The 17,107-nt window shown below is 70.2% G+C and carries 18 protein-coding genes; 15 read left to right on the top strand and 3 right to left on the bottom strand.

Features of this window, described 5'->3' with window-relative positions:
* Position 1 precedes the first annotated feature (1 nt).
* The 14 genes from ACFC0B_RS39495 to ACFC0B_RS39430 all read left to right on the top strand — a co-directional run bounded on the left by ACFC0B_RS39495 (position 2) and on the right by ACFC0B_RS39430 (position 11,930).
* The gene (locus ACFC0B_RS39495) at positions 2 to 418 is read left to right on the top strand and encodes a hypothetical protein (protein ID WP_375847169.1); all 417 of its coding nucleotides are present in this window, start codon (positions 2 to 4) and stop codon (positions 416 to 418) included.
* Positions 419 to 431: 13 nt separating this feature from the next.
* The gene (locus ACFC0B_RS39490; RefSeq protein ID WP_375847168.1) at positions 432 to 761 is read left to right on the top strand and encodes a hypothetical protein; all 330 of its coding nucleotides are present in this window, start codon (positions 432 to 434) and stop codon (positions 759 to 761) included.
* A gap of 67 nt (positions 762 to 828) precedes the next feature.
* Positions 829 to 1,308, top strand: coding sequence for a hypothetical protein (locus ACFC0B_RS39485; protein ID WP_375847167.1), 480 nt, complete (start codon positions 829 to 831; stop codon positions 1,306 to 1,308).
* Positions 1,308 to 1,826 carry a hypothetical protein gene (locus tag ACFC0B_RS39480; RefSeq protein WP_375847166.1) on the top strand — a complete coding sequence of 173 codons (519 nt, stop codon included), beginning with the start codon at positions 1,308 to 1,310 and terminating at the stop codon, positions 1,824 to 1,826. Before ACFC0B_RS39485 ends, ACFC0B_RS39480 begins: the two co-directional genes overlap by 1 nt.
* Positions 1,827 to 1,864: 38 nt before the next feature.
* Entirely contained in the window at positions 1,865 to 2,131 is a 267-nt protein-coding gene (locus ACFC0B_RS39475) for a hypothetical protein (protein WP_375989023.1), read from the top strand.
* Between the two features lie 15 nt (positions 2,132 to 2,146).
* On the top strand, positions 2,147 to 6,295 hold the full coding sequence (locus tag ACFC0B_RS39470; protein WP_375989026.1) for a phage tail tape measure protein: 4,149 nt from the start codon (positions 2,147 to 2,149) through the stop codon (positions 6,293 to 6,295).
* A 13-nt stretch (positions 6,296 to 6,308) separates the two neighbouring features.
* Positions 6,309 to 7,178 (top strand): hypothetical protein, encoded by an 870-nt coding sequence (locus ACFC0B_RS39465; RefSeq protein WP_375989029.1) that lies wholly within the window; start codon positions 6,309 to 6,311, stop codon positions 7,176 to 7,178.
* Positions 7,179 to 7,191: 13 nt separating this feature from the next.
* On the top strand, positions 7,192 to 8,211 hold the full coding sequence (locus ACFC0B_RS39460; RefSeq protein ID WP_375989033.1) for a hypothetical protein: 1,020 nt from the start codon (positions 7,192 to 7,194) through the stop codon (positions 8,209 to 8,211).
* Positions 8,208 to 9,287 carry a hypothetical protein gene (locus ACFC0B_RS39455; RefSeq protein ID WP_375989036.1) on the top strand — a complete coding sequence of 360 codons (1,080 nt, stop codon included), beginning with the start codon at positions 8,208 to 8,210 and terminating at the stop codon, positions 9,285 to 9,287. The genes ACFC0B_RS39460 and ACFC0B_RS39455 overlap by 4 nt, the downstream gene beginning before the upstream one ends.
* Positions 9,288 to 9,989, top strand: coding sequence for a hypothetical protein (locus ACFC0B_RS39450; protein WP_375989039.1), 702 nt, complete (start codon positions 9,288 to 9,290; stop codon positions 9,987 to 9,989). It abuts the gene before it with no gap.
* Positions 9,990 to 10,008: 19 nt separating this feature from the next.
* Positions 10,009 to 10,233: a hypothetical protein gene (locus ACFC0B_RS39445; RefSeq protein ID WP_375847217.1), complete on the top strand. Its 225-nt coding sequence runs from the start codon at positions 10,009 to 10,011 to the stop codon at positions 10,231 to 10,233.
* Between the two features lie 67 nt (positions 10,234 to 10,300).
* Positions 10,301 to 11,239 carry a peptidoglycan-binding protein gene (locus ACFC0B_RS39440; RefSeq protein WP_376085959.1) on the top strand — a complete coding sequence of 313 codons (939 nt, stop codon included), beginning with the start codon at positions 10,301 to 10,303 and terminating at the stop codon, positions 11,237 to 11,239.
* Between the two features lie 14 nt (positions 11,240 to 11,253).
* Positions 11,254 to 11,514, top strand: a complete 261-nt coding sequence (locus ACFC0B_RS39435) for a hypothetical protein (protein ID WP_375847219.1) — start codon at positions 11,254 to 11,256, stop codon at positions 11,512 to 11,514.
* 83 nt (positions 11,515 to 11,597) lie between these two features.
* Positions 11,598 to 11,930, top strand: coding sequence for a hypothetical protein (locus ACFC0B_RS39430; protein ID WP_375847220.1), 333 nt, complete (start codon positions 11,598 to 11,600; stop codon positions 11,928 to 11,930).
* An 813-nt stretch (positions 11,931 to 12,743) separates the two neighbouring features.
* On the opposite strand, the gene ACFC0B_RS39425 is transcribed toward ACFC0B_RS39430, so the two are convergent.
* On the bottom strand, positions 12,744 to 14,168 hold the full coding sequence (locus ACFC0B_RS39425) for a D-glucuronyl C5-epimerase family protein (protein WP_375847221.1): 1,425 nt from the start codon (positions 14,166 to 14,168) through the stop codon (positions 12,744 to 12,746).
* Between the two features lie 71 nt (positions 14,169 to 14,239).
* On the bottom strand, positions 14,240 to 14,488 hold the full coding sequence (locus ACFC0B_RS39420; protein ID WP_375989050.1) for a GntR family transcriptional regulator: 249 nt from the start codon (positions 14,486 to 14,488) through the stop codon (positions 14,240 to 14,242).
* A 609-nt stretch (positions 14,489 to 15,097) separates the two neighbouring features.
* On the opposite strand from ACFC0B_RS39420, the gene ACFC0B_RS39415 reads away from it, so the two are divergent.
* Complete coding sequence (locus tag ACFC0B_RS39415; protein ID WP_375989053.1) at positions 15,098 to 15,292, top strand: DUF397 domain-containing protein; 195 nt, start codon at positions 15,098 to 15,100, stop codon at positions 15,290 to 15,292.
* Positions 15,293 to 15,780: 488 nt separating this feature from the next.
* On the opposite strand, the gene xerC is transcribed toward ACFC0B_RS39415, so the two are convergent.
* Positions 15,781 to 17,107 (bottom strand): tyrosine recombinase XerC (xerC, locus tag ACFC0B_RS39410; RefSeq protein WP_376097923.1); only part of this gene is annotated, 1,327 nt, incomplete at its 5' end.

Here is a 17,107-nt window from a genome sequence, read left to right as displayed (position 1 = left end):
GATGCCCGCACCCGCCACCCCCGATGCGCTGCCCCACCTGGACGCCGTGCAGAAGGCCCTTGAGGACGTGGGGCTCACGGTCTACGTGGGCGGCACGCCCGCGGGCCGCTGGACGCCCCCGGACAAGTACGCGGTCCTCTACCCGGACCCGGGAATGGCCGGCCGCGAGTCCCTCGCCGACGAGCGCACGGACATCGAGTCGACGATGCAGGTCACCTGCGTCGGCGGCGACGTGGTCCGAGCGCTGTGGGTCGCCGGCCGCGTCCGCCGGGCGCTCGCCGCGCCCCTGCCCGTGGAGGGCCGCACCTGCTGGCCGCCCGAGGACCTGGGCGGGCCGCCCGTGCAGCGGGACGACGACGTCACCCCGCCGCTCTGGTACGTCCCGGTCCAGTACCGCATCCGCTCAACCCCCGCCTAATGGAGGGCACCCCATGGCAACACTCGGAACCCAGGCCATCGCCCTGGCCGGCCTGAACCCCACCTACGCCAACGCCGCCAGCAGCGGCGACAAGTGCGAGGTCGGAGACCGCAACTTCCTGCACGTCAAGAACGGCTCCGCCTCCGCCGTGACCGTGACGCTCACGGCGACCGCGTCCGTGCGCGGGCAGTCCGTCTCCAACGTGACCGTCTCCGTCCCGGCCTCCGGCGAGCGGATGATCGGCCCGCTCCAGCCGGACCTGTTCCAGTCGCCGACGGACAGCCTGTGCGCCATCGGCTACAGCGCCTCGACGACCGTGACCGTCGCCGCGCTGCGCATCTGACCCTCACCCATCCACCGCCAGCCCTGAGCCATCCGGCCGGGGCTTTTCTCATGCCCTGGAGGGCCTCATGGCTGACCTGATCAGCGACGGCAAGACTCGCGTCGTGTGGCTGACCTCCGTCGCGAACATCAACGCGCCGACGGTGTCCGAGCTAAACGCGGGCCTCGACCTCACGAAGCGGATCACCCCGGACGGTCTGAAGATCGACCCGTCCACGGCGGACGTCGACACCTCGTCCCTGGCGAGCACCTTCGACACGAAGACCGTCGGCCGCGTCGGATTCGACAACGAGCTGACGTTCAAGCGGGGCGACACCCCGCAGGAGGACGCCCCGTACTCCACCCTGAAGTACGGCGTCAGCGGCTTCCTGGCCGTGCGCCGCGGCCTGGCCTACTCCGCCGCGTGGGCCTCTGGCCAGAAGCTGGAGGTCTACCCGTCCACCTGCGGCGAGCCGCAGAACTCCAGCCCGGCCGCGAACGAGGTCATGAAGTTCGTGTCGCCGCAGAAGGTGACGGACGCTCCGGCGACCGCCGCGACGGTCGCCTGATGGCGAGCATTGAGGACATCCTCAAGCAGGCGAAGCCCCGGGAGCGCACGGTCATGGTGTGCATCCGGGGCGACCTGGCCGGGGAAGCGGAGCGCCTCACGGACGAGCTGGCCAAGGTCAGTGAGGACTGGGAGCCGAGCGACCTCACCGAGGAGCACCCGGGCCGGACGATCGCGGCGCGGCTCAAGGCGGTGCGGGAGCAGACCCGTGGGGCAGAGGTGCCGTTCACGCTGCGGTACATCGGCGACCGCGCGTACAGCGACCTGCTCGCCGCGCACCCCTCGGGCGACGACAGCCAGGCGTTCAATAGCGACACCTTCCCCAAGGCCCTGGTCGCCGCGTCGTGCGTCGACCCGGTGATGACCGAGGACCAGGCAACCGCCCTGTTCGAGAAGCTCAACCAGGGCGAGATCAAGCGGTTGTTCGACGCCGCGTGGGACGTCCACAACAGCAGCGAGATCGTCCCTTTCTCGCTGGCCGCCTCCGCGCTCCTGGCGGCCCTTGGCGGCGAGAGCTAGAAGCAGCCCGCGCCTGGGGGGTGCCCAGGTCCGTGTTCATGGGCCGCGTGGTCGCCGACGGCGAACCGCTGTGGCTGCCCGAGGACCGGGCCTGGGCGCTCGCCCTGCTCCAAGTCGAGGCGGACGCGTGCCCGGACTGCGGGCAGCCCTGGGGCGAAGCCACCGACAAGGCCAACGAGTTCGCCTACCGGGCTGAGCTGATCCGCTGCCACGCCTGCACCACCTCAGCGTCCGCGGTGCGCGCCTACCAGGACAAGGGCGGGGCCTCCGAGGGCCTGCACGTCCACCTCGAACGAACCACATAGACGACGGGAGGTGCCGTGGCGTCCCGTACCGTCACTGTCCGGCTGCGCGCGGACATCAACCAGTACACCCGTGGCATGCGACAGGCTGCCGACAACACGTCGCGGCTGGCCAAGGTCGGCGCAGGGGTGGGCACGGCTCTGCTCACCGGGTTCGCGGTCGCGGCCGCGTCGGCCGCGAAGTTCGACAAGGAGATGAGCAATGTCCGCGCCGTGACGGGCGCGGCCGGCAAGGAGTACGAGCAGCTGCGCAAGGCGGCTCTGGACGCCAGCAAGACGACGATCTACACGGCCACCCAGGCCGCGGAGGCTGAGGCCGAGCTGGCTCGCGCCGGTATCTCGACCTCGGACATCATCGGCGGCGCGCTGAGTGGGTCGCTGGCGCTGGCGGCGTCCGGGCAAGTCGACCTGGCGGACGCCGCGATCATCAGCGCTCAGGCCATGAACACGTTCGGCCTCGCGGGCAAGGACGTGGGCCACATTGCCGACGTGCTGGCGGCTGGCGCGAACAAGAGCGCGTCGGACGTGAACGGGCTGGCCATCGCCCTGCGGCAGGGCGGCCTCCTCGCCAACCAGACAGGCCTCAGCCTTGAGGAAACGGTCGGCACTCTCAGCGCGTTCGCCGACCATGCCCTGATCGGCTCGGACGCCGGTACGTCGCTGAAAACCATGCTCCAGAGGTTGGTACCTCAAAGCGCCGAAGCGCAGCGCGCCATGGACAAGATCGGTTTTTCGGCCTACGACGCTCAGGGCAACTTCGTTGGCCTGGAAGAAGTCGCTGGCAGGATGAAGGCCAGCTTCAGCAAGCTGACGCCCGAGGCGCGCAACGCCGCCATGGCGACCATCTTCGGCTCGGACGCTGTCCGCTCGGCGACGATCCTGTACGAACTTGGCGCCGAGGGTGTCCGGGAGTACACCAAGGCGGTCGACGACAACGGGGCCGCGGCCCGCATGGCCGCTACTCAGGTCGACAACCTCTCGGGCGACCTGGAGATGCTGCGCGCCGCGATCGAGGTCGCGCTCATCGAGGGCGGCAGCGCCGCGAACGGTGCGCTGCGCACGATGACCCAGTGGGTTACTCGGCTGGTGGCCGCCTACAACGACCTGCCGCCCGAGCTCCAGCACACCGTGACCCTGATGACAGGCATCGGCGGTGCCGCAGGCCTCGCCGTCGCCGGGTTCCTGCTGCTGCTGCCGCGGATCGCTGCCACCCGCACCGCGCTGACTGAGTTGGGCATCACCGCAGCCCGGACCCGGGCGCTCATGATGGGCCTCGGACGGCTGAGCGTTGTGGTCGCTGGCCTGGCCGCCATCTCCTGGGGCGTCGAGAAGCTGGAGGCCCAGTTCCGGGACGCCCCGCCCAACATCACGGCCATGGGTAACGCCCTGCTGAACTTCGCCAAGACGGGGAAGGCAGCGGGCGAGCTGGTCAAGACGTTCGGGCAGGACCTGGACGGGTTCGGCGAGGCCGTCGCACGCATCGCCCACCCGAGCGCCCTCAACCGGATCGGCGACAGCCTCTACACGATCACCCACCTCGGGTCGGACTCTGCCGGCCTGGACGATGCCCGCGACAAGCTGCACGCCGTCGACGAGGCCCTGCGGAGTCTCGTCGACGGTGGTGCGCCGGACGTGGCGGCGCAGGCCTTCAACCGTCTGGCCAAGGAGGCTGAGGCGCAGGGCACGAGCACGGAGAAGCTGCGCACTCTGCTGCCCGGCTACGCGGACGCCCTGACTGCGACCGACACGCAGACCAAGCTGTCGGCCGACTCGCAGGCCGAGTTGGCGAAGCAGCTCGGTATGTCGGCTGACGAGATGGCGGACCAGCGCAGCGAGGCGGAGAAGCTGAGCGACGCCCTCAACAAGCTGAACGGCACGGCGATCTCCACGGCCGAGCGTGAGATCTCCTTCCGGCAGTCGCTGGCCGACCTGACCAAGACGGTCAAGGAGAACGGCAAGTCGCTGGACGTCACCAGCGAGAAGGGCCGGAAGGTAAAGGGCGCATTCCTCGACGCGGCCAAGGCCGCGCAGGAGCACGCCCAGGCTGTCGCCGAGCAGAAGAACAGCCAGGCGGCCGGGCAGAAGGTCCTGGAGAAGGACATCAGCCTGCTCAGGAAGCAGATGGCTGCCGCTGGCTTCAGCTCGGACGCCATCGACAAGCTCACCGCGGCGTACCTGAAGCTGCCCGGCAAGGTGGAGACGAAGGTCGACGCCAAGACTGAGGCGGCGGCCAAGGACCTGGAGACGGTCAAGAAGAAGCTGGCCGAGACCAAGAGCAAGAAGATCACGGTCGACGCTCTGACCAAGGAAGGTCAGAAGCAGCTCGAAGACCTCGGCTTCAAGATCAAGCACACCAAGGGCAAGAAGGTCGAGATCACCGTCCCGACCGGCAGCCAGAAGGCCGCCGTGGACGCCCTGCGCCGGGCCATCGAGGCACTGCACGACAAGTCCGTCACGATCACCACGTACCGGCAGGAGATCGCCAGCAAGAACACGTCCGGTCGCCCCTCCACGGGCGAGGGCGGCGTCTCCAAGTACGCCCGCGGCGGTCTCGCGTTCTTCGCTGGCGGCGCCGAGAACCACATCGCGCAGATCGCCCGGCCGGGCGAGTGGCGGATGTGGGCGGAACCGGAGACTGGCGGCGAGGCGTACATCCCGCTCGCCCGTTCCAAGCGTCCTCGGTCCCGGCAGATCGCCGCTGAGACGGTGAAGAGGCTGGGCGGCTCGGTCCAGTGGTTCGCCTCCGGTGGCATCCCCGGCTTCACGTACACGCCGACCGGTCAGCCTGTCCTCGGTGGGCCGTCGGACGCCAAGGGCCGGTACGACAAGGCCTTGGAAGCGCTGCGCAAGGCGTGGGCTGACCTCGCCGAGGCCCAGAAGAAGGCCGCGGCCGGGTCGAAGGCGTACAAGGAAGCGCAGAAGAAGGAAGCGCAGACCAGGAAGGACTCCGCCCGCAAGGTCGCGCAGGCGGAGAAGCACCTGGCGGATGTCCGCAGGGGCAAGCACACCGCGAAGCAGCTCGCCGCAGCCGAGAAGCAGCTCGCGAATGCCCGGTACAACGCAGCGAAGTCGAACAACGCCGCGGCGGCCCGGACGAAGAAGGCCCAGGACGCGGCTGGGGCCAAGTCCAAGGACGTCGCGGCGGCGCGGAGGAAGGTGTACGAGGCCGACGCGGCTCTGGGGTTGAAGAAGGGCGCCAAGGCACCGACCGCCTTCAACCTGAAGGGCTACGAGCTGCAGCTCAACAAGTCCGTGGCCGCGACGGAGTTGTGGCGGAAGAACCTCGACAAGATCGGCAAGCGGGGCGGCAGGGAACTCCAGGCGATGCTGGAGGGCATGGGCGAGGAAGGCTACGCCCTGGTCAACGCTCTGGCGGGTGCGAGCGACAAGCAGTTCAAGTCGATTGTGTCCAAGCTCCAGAAGACGGGCGAGCTGGCGAAGGCGACCCTGGCTGACTTCACCAAGCAGCTCGGCGCGTCAACCAAGGAGAGCCAGCAATTCGCGGCCGACCTCCAGAAGCTGGCCGCGCAGGGCTTCGGCGATCTCGCCCAGGCCCTCGCCGCGCAGGGCGACGCCAACGCCATGACGCTCGCCCACCAGGCCGCCAGCGACAGCAAGGCCGCTGCGACAGCGAACAAGGCGGTCGGCACGGCGCAGTCCACGCTCACCGGCGAGGACCTCGCGAACGCGCTGACCCTGCTGACCACGCTGCGCGGCGGCAACGGCCGAGGCTTCGCCGACCTGATCGCGGCGGGCCTGGACGTGGCCACCATCCGCGCCCTGGTCCCGAAGATGACCGCCCAGATCAGCAGCCTGCCGTCCGCGAACAAGGACGTCTTCGTCCGGCAGTGGGTGCAGCAGGGCGGGAAGGCCATGGCCGCCGGCGGGATCCTCACCCGGCCCACGATGGTCCTCGGCGGCGAGGCCGGAGACGTCGAGTCGTGGATCCCGTGGAACAGCAGCGCCCGCTCCCGGGCGCTGCTGGCCAAGACGGCGTCCGCGATGGGCTACCAGCTGGTGCCCGCCGGCCGGTACGGGCCGGGACCGTCCACGGCCGCCGCCGCCCGCGAGGCGACGAAGCAGATCACGGTGAACCTGTACGGCGCCAAGCAGTCCACGGCCGAGCAGGCGCACGACGTCGCCCGGCACATGTCGTTCGTCGGCTGAGAAGGAGGCACGGATGCCGAACACGCCGGGCGCCGTCCTGGACGGTCTGCGGGCCACCCTGGGCGGCGTCGACCTGGGCACGGTCGACGGCGACGGGGTGGCCTGGCGCCTGCAGACCCTGGAGGGCTGGGACTCCCCGGACCTCCGCAGCGAGATGACCGACCGCGAGGGCGACCACGGGGCCTGGGCGGGCCCGGTCTACCTCGGCGCCCGACCGATCACCCTCGGCGGGACGATCGTCGCCCCGTCGCAGGCCGCGCTGGAGGAGGCGATGGAGCGGCTGCGGGTGGCGGCCGGGCTGACGGACACGCTGCTGACGGTGTGGGAGACCATCCCGAAGCAGGCCACGGTTCGCCGCTCGGGCAAGCCGCTGATGCAGTACATCACCGACACGCGGGCGACGTACTCGGTGATGGTGACGGCCGCCGACCCGCGCCGCTACTCCACCACGCTGCAGTCGGGCACGGCTGGCCTGCCGTTCACCACGGGCGGCCTGACCCCGCCGCTGACACCACCTCTGACCAGCAACGCGGTCACGGTGTCCGGAGAGATCATGGCTACCAACGCTGGCACGTTCGGCACGCGCCCGGTGTTCGTCATCACCGGCCCAGTGACCGGGCCACAGATCATCACGCAGATGCCCGACGGGTCGGTCCTGCCATTGATCTACTCGCAGGACCTGTACACCGGCGACCAGCTCGTCATCGACACGGACGCCAAGACGTGCCGCATCAACAACAGCGCGTCCCGCCGCCGCTTCCTAACGGTCCCCAGCGGCTGGCCCCTCATCCCCGCCAGGGCCGCCGCTGCTGTCCAGTTCCGGGCCCAGTCCTACAGCGCCAGCGCTCTTCTGACGGCCCGCTGGCGTTCCGCCTGGATATGAAAGGAGGCCGCCCATGGTCGCGGTCAACCCCTCTTGGATCGACGGCCTTCCCGTCGACGCCATGCGTGCGCGTCGCATCGACTCGCTGATGGTGATGAATAACGGCAGCCACCCACTCGGCGCCCGCACGGGCATCCTCCCCGGCTCGGGCGGTTTCACCGTCACGGTGTCCGGTACCACGATCACCGTAGGCACCGGCATTGCGAGCCTCTACTACGCCGAGCAGGGCGTCTACCGGGTCGCCATGACGTCCACGTCCAACCTGACCCTGGACGCGGCGCACGCGACACTGTCCCGCATCGACCTGGTGTACCTGCGCGTGTGGGACAACGCCGTCGACGGATCTGGGCAGGCCAAGGCTGACGTGGTGTACCTGCCGGGCACTCCGTCATCGACGCCGAGCGCGCCGACTCCGTCGGGAACCGTGATCTATATGCGGCTGGCGCACATCACGGTGCCGGCAGTCGGCGGCGGTTCCCCCAGCGTCAACAACACGGTCACGCCGGTGACAGTGGCGGCTGGCGGCATCGTGCCGGACGCCAGTGCCGCCGGCTTCTACGTCGGCCAGTACCGCGACAACGGTACGAACCTGCAACGCTGGACCGGTACGGCGTGGGAGACGATGCAGAAGGTCGACACCGTCGGCTGGACCACTCCAACGCTGGGCACCGGTTACGCGCAGGGCAACGCCACGAACGGGAACGGCAACGGGCCCATCCGGTACCGGACGTACGTCGACCGAGGCACCACGTACATTGAGTGGGACGGCGGCGCCAACCGCACTGCTGGCGCCCAGACCGTGAACATCCTGAATGCGGCCCTGGCTGCGGCGCTGCGGCCCACGTACCGGGCGACCGTCGTCGTCGCCCGCAACGTCACGAGCATCACCGGAGTCTCCAACTCCTCGTCCGTCGTCCACTCCATGCTCGTCAACTTCAACCCGGACGGGACCGTCAGCCTCGGCGGCCAGGACGCAGGCAACACGGAAGCGGTCTGGTTCACCCTGCGCGGCATCCGGTACCCGCTGTCGTGACCGCCGTCGAACTCGCCTGGTACGGCTGTGATCTGCGCACCGGCGGCATCGTGGAGGACCTGCCCTCGCTCAAACCGACCGGGGCCCTGTCCCGCAGGCTGGGAGCGCAGACCACGCTCCAGTTCGAGCTGGCACTGGACGGCGCCCCCGCTGACTGGGAATCGGCGACGGCACCAGGACGGTCTCTGATCGTGGCCGTCGACACCGCCACCGACATTCCCGTATGGGCGGGCGCCGCCCTGCCACGTGACGCCGGAAGCGCCAGCACCGCGCAGCTCGGGGCGGCCACCCTGGAGGCCTACCTCGACGCCCGCTACCCGGGCACGCAGACGATGCTCACCGTCGACCAGGCGACCGTCTGCGCGAACCTGATCACGCCCGCGCTGGCGGGCGGCCCACCCCTCGTCATCGACGCCGTGCCGACCGGCACGGCCATCGACTACCTGACCAGCGACGGCGACGACAAGACCATCCTGTCCTGCCTCACCGAGGTGATGGGCCTGGACGGCGGGCCCGAGTGGACGGTGGATGCCGTCTGGAACAGCAGGCATGACGGGTTCGTGTTCCCCGTCCGGATCCGCTCCACGATCGGCACCCAAGCCGCCGAGCCCGAGGCCGTGTTCGACTACCCGGGAGGCGTGGCCGAGTACACGCTGAGCGAGTCCTACGAGCGGGGCAAGGGCGCGACCCGTGTTATCGCCCGCGGTGAGGGCGAAGGACCGGACCGGCTCACCTCACCGCCGCGGGAAGCGACGCAACTCATCGCGGGCGGCTGGCCGATCTGGGAATACCGCTTCACCCCCGCAACAGGGGTCACCGACCCGGACCAGCTGGACGGCAACGCGGCCAAGGAACTCGCGCTGATGGCGCAGGGCGCGCAGGTGTGGAGCATTCAAGGGGTTGCCTCCGCGTGCCCGCGGCTCGGCAGGGACTGGGCACTGGGCGACTCGATCCGGCTGAGCATCGAGTCCTCAAGGCGACATCCGGCCGGCGCCGACGTGGTGGCCCGCTGCTGGGCGTGGGAGTTGGAGCCGGGCGCGGACCGGGTCCGGCCGATCCTGGTAGAGGAGGGCTGAATGCCACGCCAACTGGACCAGCTACCCGCCGACGCGACGAGTCTGGCCCGCCGGGTCCAGGATCTGGAGCGGCAAGTCAGAGAGTTGCGGGCCGCGCGGCGGCTGTCGTCGGCGGCCGTCGGAACGCTGCGGCTGTACGCCGGGGACGGGACGGTCCTCGCCGAGCTCGGGACGGACGGCGGCGGCGGTGCCGGGCTGTGGACCCGCGGCGGCAGGCAGTCCGCCCGGCTCAGCGACGGCCGCCTCACATTCCGTCCGGTCGAGGACGGCCTGGTGGCGGTCCCGGCGAGCGTCGACTACGACACGGCCCAGTCCTCCGTCCTGACCCTCGCGTCAGGGGCGGTGGAAGCCGGGGACCGCAGGGCCCTGCTTGCCCTGGAGTCCGGCCCCGGTGGCACCAACCCCCGCGCGTCCGTGCAGGGGGTGCTCACGGCCAGCAACATCGTCACCGGCACCGCCACCATCACCCCGTCCGCTGCCAATGCGCCCACGAGCCTCACCGTTGCCGGGCTGAACATCACGGGTACGAACCTGCGGGCCTACGCGACGGCCATCGACTCGTCCGTGGGCACCAACAACCTCAACAACGGCGTCTCTGGCGTCGGCGTCACCGACATCACCAACGCCAGCATCAAACTCTGGATCACCCGCGCGACTGTCACACCGGCCGTGACCGTTCACTGGATGGTCATCGCGTCCTGACCGCCCATTTGGGAGTGCTATGAGTGCCGAGGCGTATGAGACGCCGGACGTCGACTGCCAGCTGGTCTGCCACACCGAGGGCTGCCCCAACAACGGCAGAGTCCTCGTTGCTGGCCTGTCGGTGAACACGGACGGCATCTGGCGTGCCGCGTGCGGGCTGTGCGATCAGCCCATCACCGACATCGTCCCGATCGGCCCGGCCCCAGAGGAACCGGACCCCGCCGGGGACCCGGCCACCGCCTGACCCCCTCTCTTCCCTGCCCGCCCCGAGCCGACCGGCCGGGGCCTTTCTCATGCTCGGAGAACCGATGATGGCTACCCCCCTTACCGCCAGTCAGATGCTGACGGCGCTGATCGCCGAGGGCCTGGACACCAAGGAACGCTCCGGCTGGCGCACACACGACCGCGGCAACCGGGGCGACGGATGGGGCCCCGTGCACGGCGTGATGATCCACCACACGGGCGGCACAGCCCCGTCGGACGGGGAGATCGTGTGGTCGGGCCGCGCCGACCTGCCGGGGCCGTGCGCGCACGCCTACCTGGCCAAGGACGGCACGCTGACCCTGACGAGCGCGGGCCGGGCGAACCACGCCGGGGGAGGCGACCCGGCCGTCCTCTCCGCCGTTATCGCCGAGTCCTACACCACCCGCCCACCGGCCCCGCACAAGCACGACGGCTCGCCGGGCGCGCAGGACGGCAACGCGCGCTTCTACGGGCTGGAGGTGAGCGACCGCGGGACGGGCTCGGCATGGCCGGCCGCCCAGTACGAGGCGGCGGTGCGCTGGGCGACGGCCATCTGCCGGGCCCACGGCTGGACCGCCAAGTCGGTGATCGGCCACAAGGAATGGAGCGATTGGAAGCCGGACCCGGCGGCTTTCGACATGGCCGTCTTCCGTCGGGACGTGCAGGCCAGGCTCGACGCCAGCACCAAGCCCAAGCCGCCGACAGCGTCGGCGCCTGCTCCGGCCAAGCCTGCCGCGCCGCAGTGCGAGCCGTACCCGGGCGAGGCCTTCTTCGTGAAGAACGGCCGGCCCGCCCTCGGCAAGGTCTCGAAGGTCTTCGAGGCGATGGGGAAGCGGCTCGTCGCGGTCGGCTGCGGCCGGTACAAGGTCGGCCCCGGCCCGACGCTCGGTCAGGCCGACGTCGACAGCTACGAAGCCTGGCAAAGGAAGTGCGGGTACAGCGGGGCTGCGGCGGCATGGCCGCCCGGCCCGACCACCTGGAACAAGCTCCAAGTCCCCAAGTCCTGATGGAAGGGAAGCCCATGAACCAGCCGATCCACCTGCCCGGCTCCGAGACCGTCGTGAAGAACGCCGGCACCTACGGCCGCGACCTCCTCGAACGCGTCCTCTCCACGTTCCTCCAGGCGGCCATCGGCGGCATCGTCATCACCCAGCCGCTCGACGGCAGCATGTGGTACGCGGCCGGGGCCGGTGGTGTCGGTGCCGTCCTCGCCCTCGGCAAGGGCCTCGTCGCCCGCGGTCGGGACGTCACCAACAGCGCGTCGCTGGCCAAGGGCGTCTGATGTCGGCCGCGGCGGTCCGGCGGCTCACTCGACGACTGCCGCGGCGCCCTGCTCACCCCTCACTGCACCATCGGAGGTCCTGCGTGGACGCTGCGCAGCTCGGCGCCGTCGGAGCCATCGCCGTCGGGCTCGCATCCGCGGTCGGCGCACTGATTGGGCAGCGGGGCGCGAATAGGGCCTCGCAGTCCGGCGCCGTCCTCGGCGGCTACTCGACACTCGTCGACAACCTGCAAGAGGAACGCGACAAGTTGCGCGACCGGCTCGTCGAAAACGAACGGCAGCTCGCCGCCGCCTACGCCGAACTCGCCAGCGAACGCGCCGACAAGACGGCACTACAGCGGCAGATCACCGAACTCAGCAGTGAGAACACGCGGCTGCGCGCACAGATCGTCGAGCTGGGAGGACACCCCACGTGAACACACGTCGCCACGCGAGGCCGCTCCACGTACAGCGATGGCGATTCCTCGCGGTCGCAGCCGTGCTACTCGTGCTGTCGGGTGCGGTAGTCCTCGTGTGGCTCCGCATCGACGCGGGAGACCGCCGGGCGGATGACCTCGCCGCAGAGGCGGACCTGCGCGGGGACGCCGTGGCCACGCTGGCGACGGATGTGCGGGTGCTGCGCTCGCAGATCAAAGCAGGCGGGGGGACGCCGGCCGCGCCGGACCCGTCGCGAGCGGTAGACGATCTGCCCGCACGCGCCCAGGTGCCTGTGCCGGTCCCTGGCCCGGCTGGGCCTCGCGGTCCGCAGGGCGAGCCGGGACGGCCGGGTGCGACGGGCCCTCCCGGCTCGCCAGGCTCGCCCGGTGCTGCGGGACCGTCCGGCGGGCAAGGCGAGCCCGGCGCTACAGTGACCGGTCCGGCAGGCCCGGCGGGGTCGGTAGGACCGGCAGGCCCAGCAGGCCCAGCAGGACCCGCAGGCCCGGCAGGACCGGCCGGCCCGCCCGGCAAGGACGGCCACGACGGCCACGACGGCCACGACGGCCACGACGGCAAGGACGGCCGGTCCGGGCAGACATGCCCCGACGGGTACAGCCTGCAGGCGCCGTCATGGGATGCCGACGCGCTCGTCTGCAGGCGGGACGGTGCCCCGCCGCCGAACCAGCCCGGCAACAACGGCAACGGCAACACCCCGGAGGCGTTGGGCCTCGACCCGCACCGCCGCCAGTACCCATGACCACGGCCCCGTCCTCCTCCGGGAGGGCGGGGCCGCTTCGTCGTTACCGCAGCCCTTAGCCGGTCGGCCCCGAGGAGTTGACCGTCACCGACGTCGCCGCCACCCAGTACCCGGTCAGGCCGCCCGCTGTGATCTGGAAGCACGGCCTGCCGTTGACGATCGCCCGCCGGTCCGTCGGCGCGTTCGACGGGGTCGCGAAGGACACCGTCCTGATGGTCGCCGTGCCGTCCGCCGCCACCTTGTACGTGTCCACCGAGGTGCCGCCCCCTGGGAACGTCACGGTGCGGGTGGGCCGGTACAGGGTCGTCAGGTACTGCCCGAGCAGGTACGAGTTGGGCCACGCCTCGCCCACCCACCAGCCCTCATATGCGCCAGCGCTGATCCGGTAGTAGATGCCCCGGTTCTGGATCCGGCGCCGCATCGACGCCGGGGCCTGCGTCGCCCGGCTGAACGTCACCGACTTGGTTTCCAGGATCTTGTCCGCCTTGGACTGCGCCCAGGAGCCGTCCGCAGCCGTGTCGTACCGGTACAGGGTGTGCGTGCCGGCCGCGAACTGGACCGTGCCCGTCACGCTGGCCGGGTAGTCGTCGACGAGCCGGTCCGTGTGGTCGGCGAAGTCGGCGCTGCCGGTCTGCCAGTGCAGTTGCCGCAGCAGGTTGATGTGGTGCTGGTGGTAGGCGGGCGCGGGTATGCGGTGCGTCTGGCAGTAGTGCGAGGCCCACTTGGTGTTCCGCAGCAGCGGAAAGTAGCGGGCGATGGTGGTCGCGCACCCGTCGTACAGGGCTGCGGCGTCCTGGCTGCCGGTGGCGACGTAGTAGTCCCACAGCCCGAACATCGCGAAGACCATGCCGTTGTACGTGTAGTCCCCGGCGCCCGGCTGGCTGCCCGGGTACTCCTGAAGCCACACGTAGCCAGCGTCGTCGACGTTGACGGCCCACGGGTAGCCGTCGTCCGCGACCTGCAGGGACGCGAACGCTGCGTCGGCCGCCGCGAGATACCTGGCCCGGTCCTCGCCGCACACCCCGTCGAGCTGGGACAGCTGCACGAGCAGGCTGAGAACCTCGCCCTGCGCCATCCCCGAATACCACGGCGCCGTGTACGAGACACCGGTGTGCACGGCGTGCGTGAAGTCGAACCCGTAAGGGAACCACCAGCTGCCCCGGGCCTCAAGGCGTTTGGCGATGAGCCGGTCCGCCTGCGTCTTCGCCCGCGCCAGGAACACCGCCCGGCGAGCCGGGTCGGTCTCCGCGCGGTAGCTGGAGATGCAGCCCAGCCCGAACTGCGCCTGACCCACGGGGTGGTCGAGTCCGGCGCTGCCGGCGTCCGGGTAGTACAGGTACACGCCGCCAGAGTCGAGGTGATAGGTGCCGGTTGCGGGGGAGACGTTCTCCCACTTGGTCGGCCGGTCACGCCACGGCCGCATCTCCTCCGGCAGATCAGTGACGAGACGGTAGCCAGCCTGCTGAAAGGTAAGTTGCATATTGCAAGTGTCCCCGGCGGCGGCACGGATAGCGAGGGCCTGACGTGGCGTCCGCCGGTACCTGGGCGTGCTCAGCCGTCGAGGGGCGGCTGGTCGGCGACGAAGGTTCCAATCCCGGTCTCGCCGCGCAACCAGCCCTCACGGCGCAGATAGGCGAGCGCCTTCTGGCTCGTCGACGCCGCGACCCCCAGCTCGGTTGCCAGCTCCAGCGTCGAGGGCACTCGGGTCCCGGGCGGATAGGTGCCGTCCTTGATCCGGCCGATGACGATCTGTGCGGCCTGCCTCCATACCGCCCGCGTCCGGTCGAGATCAGCGCTCATACCGGCGACCGTAGGTTCCCGCACCATGCCGCGCGACCGCAGGACCCCTCGGCAACCCTCGGTAAGGCGCGGTATGGTCTGGGTCACAAGAAACCCCCGCGGCCTGGCAGGGCCCGGGGGGTGTGGCCACCGCTACATAGGGAGCAGTGACGCATGGATCGTAGAACACAAGCGCCGCCCCCGGCAGTGCCCGGGTGTTCCGAATGCCGACGACTCCAAGCCGAGGAGGCCAGCGCGAAGAGTGCGGGCGACCTCTCGCGGGCGGTCGACTGCCGGGTGTGGCTCCGCCGTCATCGCGCCACCGCGCACCGGGGCGAGCAGTGAGCGCCGGGCAGGCCGGCAAGGCGCCCATGCGGCTGATGACGATGCGGGTGACCCGTATCCACGACGGCGAGATCATCGAGCGGCGTGACGAGGTGTGCGTGACGGCTGATGAGCCGCTTGACCCGTTCGCGCTGACTTCGGCGTGGCCGCCGTGCCGGTGCCCGCGGTGCCGCCACTGAACTCCCGGACCCGGCAAGAACGCAGGCCGGGCACGGGTAGGGGCCCCGCCCCCGCCCCCGTCGGGGACGGGGCCCCATCACGTAACAACCACCAGAAAGGCAACACATGGACAGCACCACTCTGCCCTGGCACGTGTCGAGCCACAGCACCGGCAACGGTGCCTGCATCGAGGTCGCCCGGACCACCGGCGGCGCGTTCTTCCGGGACACCAAGGACCGCAGCATCCCCGCCGCTGCCGCCTCGTCCGCGCCCTGGGCTGCGTTCGTCGGCGCTGTGAAGGCGGGCGCGCTCGGCGCCTGACCCGTGCACACTGCGGCCCCGGCTGGGATCCACACCGGCCGGGGCCGCTTCTTTCTGCCCCCAGTGATCGGCAGGACTCTCGGGCCAGCTACGGGCCAGCAAGCGATCACGATGCCCGGTCAAAACGGACAGGACCCCAGGTCAGTAAGTCACTGACCTGGGGTCCTTCCGGTAGGCCCTGTGGGACTCGAACCCACAACCAATGGATTAAAAGTCTGATGATCCGCGAAAGCGTCTCACCCCGTGCCGCCCCACCGCGTATCATGCCACCCTGCAAAGCCCAGGTCAGAGGCGTTTATCGATCGTTCATCGGGCGCCCTTCACCCCATCTCACCCCACCGAGAACCACGCCGTTGCGCGGCGTTCGGGCCAGCAGCGGGCCAGCAGGAAGGGCCCCCGACCCGCAGGTCAGAGGCCCTTTGCCTGTCCCTCAATTCTACGCCGACACCTACCAGTTGTCAGTGCTGGCCCGTACCTTGGTAAGCGTCCTATTCAGTGTCTCTTGGCTGCGACGCTGCACTCGGCCCCTGCCGCGGTATAGAGCCCGCGGCAGGGGCCGAGCCACGTCCGCGGCGAGCGCGCGGCACGGCGGCCGCCGCGCGCTCGGTCAGGTCCTGCTCGTACTCCTGGAAAAGGCTCATGTACGTGTCGGCGGTCAGCACGATCGTGGAGTGACGCAGCTTCTTGCTGGCGTCGTCGATGTCGCCGCCGCCGGCCTTCACCAGCGCGGCCGCGCCGTGCCGCAGGTCGCGCAAGTTGATCGGCGGCAGGCCGGCCGTCTCCACGATCCGCTTGAACTCCTTGGACACGGTGTCGGGGTGCAGCCAGCTGCCGCCCTCCGTGGTGAAGACCTTGCCGGTGTCCGTCCACTTCTTCCCGGCCTTTAGGTGCTCGGCGCGCTCGGCGGCCTGGCGGGCGCGGTGCTCCTGCAGCACTGCCACGGTCTCCCGGTCGAGCATCACCGCCGACATGGAGGAGTCAGTTTTGGGGGCCGTCTCGATCGGCGTCCAGCCGTCCACCACGATCTCAGTCAGGACGTCAATGCGCGGCGGCTCGACGTCCAGGTGCACGTTCGCCCAGTCCGCGCCGACACCTTCACCGCGGCGTAGGCCATGGTGAGCGATCAAGTGATAGAAGGCGTACAGCCGATGGTCCTCAGCTTCGTCGAGGAACGCGCCCAGTTGCGCGGGACTCCACACCATCACAGGGCTGGGAACCACGGCGGTCTCACGCCACCGAGCGACGCGCTCGGCCGTCCACAGCAACCCCTTGGGTCGTGCGCTGGAGCCCAACTCGACGTGCGCGGCCGCGTTGAAGGTAATGAGCTGCTGGGCAATGGCCGCGTTCAGTGCCGTGCGCAGGGTGCGGCGGATGGCGTGCCTTGTGGCCGGGCCGTTGGTCTTCCGGTACGGCTTCATCTCGGCCAGCTTCGCGCGCTCAGCGGCCAGACGGTCGCGCTCCTTGGCCGGCGGCCGCCCGGGCCGGGACCACTTCGCCCGCTGCTCCTGCTCTCGGCGGGCCGCATTCTCAGCACGGACCGTGTCCGACTCGTCGGCGATGGCGTCGAACATCTCCTGGACGTGGCCGACGTTCAATCGGTCGAGGCGGTAGTGCCCAACCCGCGGCTTCAGGTGGACCTTGATGTGGGAGCGGTAGCCCGCGTTCGTCGTGGTGCGCGTCTTCTTCCCGGCCATCCACCGGTCGAGCCACTCCCCCACGGTGGCCTTACCGTCCAGCGGTACGCCCACGCCGAGGCGCCGCTGCACCTCAGAAATCTCTGGGATGGAAGCGCGGCGCGCTGCGATGTCGGCGAGC

The organism is Kitasatospora sp. NPDC056184, from assembly GCF_042268405.1.
Taxonomy (GTDB): Bacteria; Actinomycetota; Actinomycetes; order Streptomycetales; family Streptomycetaceae; genus Kitasatospora.
Note: the sequence above shows the minus strand (reverse complement) of the source record. Positions and strands in the feature narration are given on the sequence as shown.

Bases quoted from the DNA above. Each gene is read 5' to 3' on its own strand.
- ACFC0B_RS39420 (WP_375989050.1), bottom strand. From the start codon at position 14,488: ATGAGCGCTGATCTCGACCGGACGCGGGCGGTATGGAGGCAGGCCGCA.
- ACFC0B_RS39480 (WP_375847166.1), top strand. From the start codon at position 1,308: ATGGCGAGCATTGAGGACATCCTCAAGCAGGCGAAGCCCCGGGAGCGC.
- ACFC0B_RS39415 (WP_375989053.1), top strand. From the start codon at position 15,098: ATGGACAGCACCACTCTGCCCTGGCACGTGTCGAGCCACAGCACCGGC.
- ACFC0B_RS39485 (WP_375847167.1), top strand. From the start codon at position 829: ATGGCTGACCTGATCAGCGACGGCAAGACTCGCGTCGTGTGGCTGACC.
- ACFC0B_RS39440 (WP_376085959.1), top strand. From the start codon at position 10,301: ATGGCTACCCCCCTTACCGCCAGTCAGATGCTGACGGCGCTGATCGCC.
- ACFC0B_RS39460 (WP_375989033.1), top strand. From the start codon at position 7,192: ATGGTCGCGGTCAACCCCTCTTGGATCGACGGCCTTCCCGTCGACGCC.
- ACFC0B_RS39435 (WP_375847219.1), top strand. From the start codon at position 11,254: ATGAACCAGCCGATCCACCTGCCCGGCTCCGAGACCGTCGTGAAGAAC.
- ACFC0B_RS39425 (WP_375847221.1), bottom strand. From the start codon at position 14,168: ATGCAACTTACCTTTCAGCAGGCTGGCTACCGTCTCGTCACTGATCTG.
- ACFC0B_RS39475 (WP_375989023.1), top strand. From the start codon at position 1,865: ATGGGCCGCGTGGTCGCCGACGGCGAACCGCTGTGGCTGCCCGAGGAC.
- ACFC0B_RS39495 (WP_375847169.1), top strand. From the start codon at position 2: ATGCCCGCACCCGCCACCCCCGATGCGCTGCCCCACCTGGACGCCGTG.
- ACFC0B_RS39465 (WP_375989029.1), top strand. From the start codon at position 6,309: ATGCCGAACACGCCGGGCGCCGTCCTGGACGGTCTGCGGGCCACCCTG.
- ACFC0B_RS39490 (WP_375847168.1), top strand. From the start codon at position 432: ATGGCAACACTCGGAACCCAGGCCATCGCCCTGGCCGGCCTGAACCCC.
- ACFC0B_RS39450 (WP_375989039.1), top strand. From the start codon at position 9,288: ATGCCACGCCAACTGGACCAGCTACCCGCCGACGCGACGAGTCTGGCC.
- ACFC0B_RS39445 (WP_375847217.1), top strand. From the start codon at position 10,009: ATGAGTGCCGAGGCGTATGAGACGCCGGACGTCGACTGCCAGCTGGTC.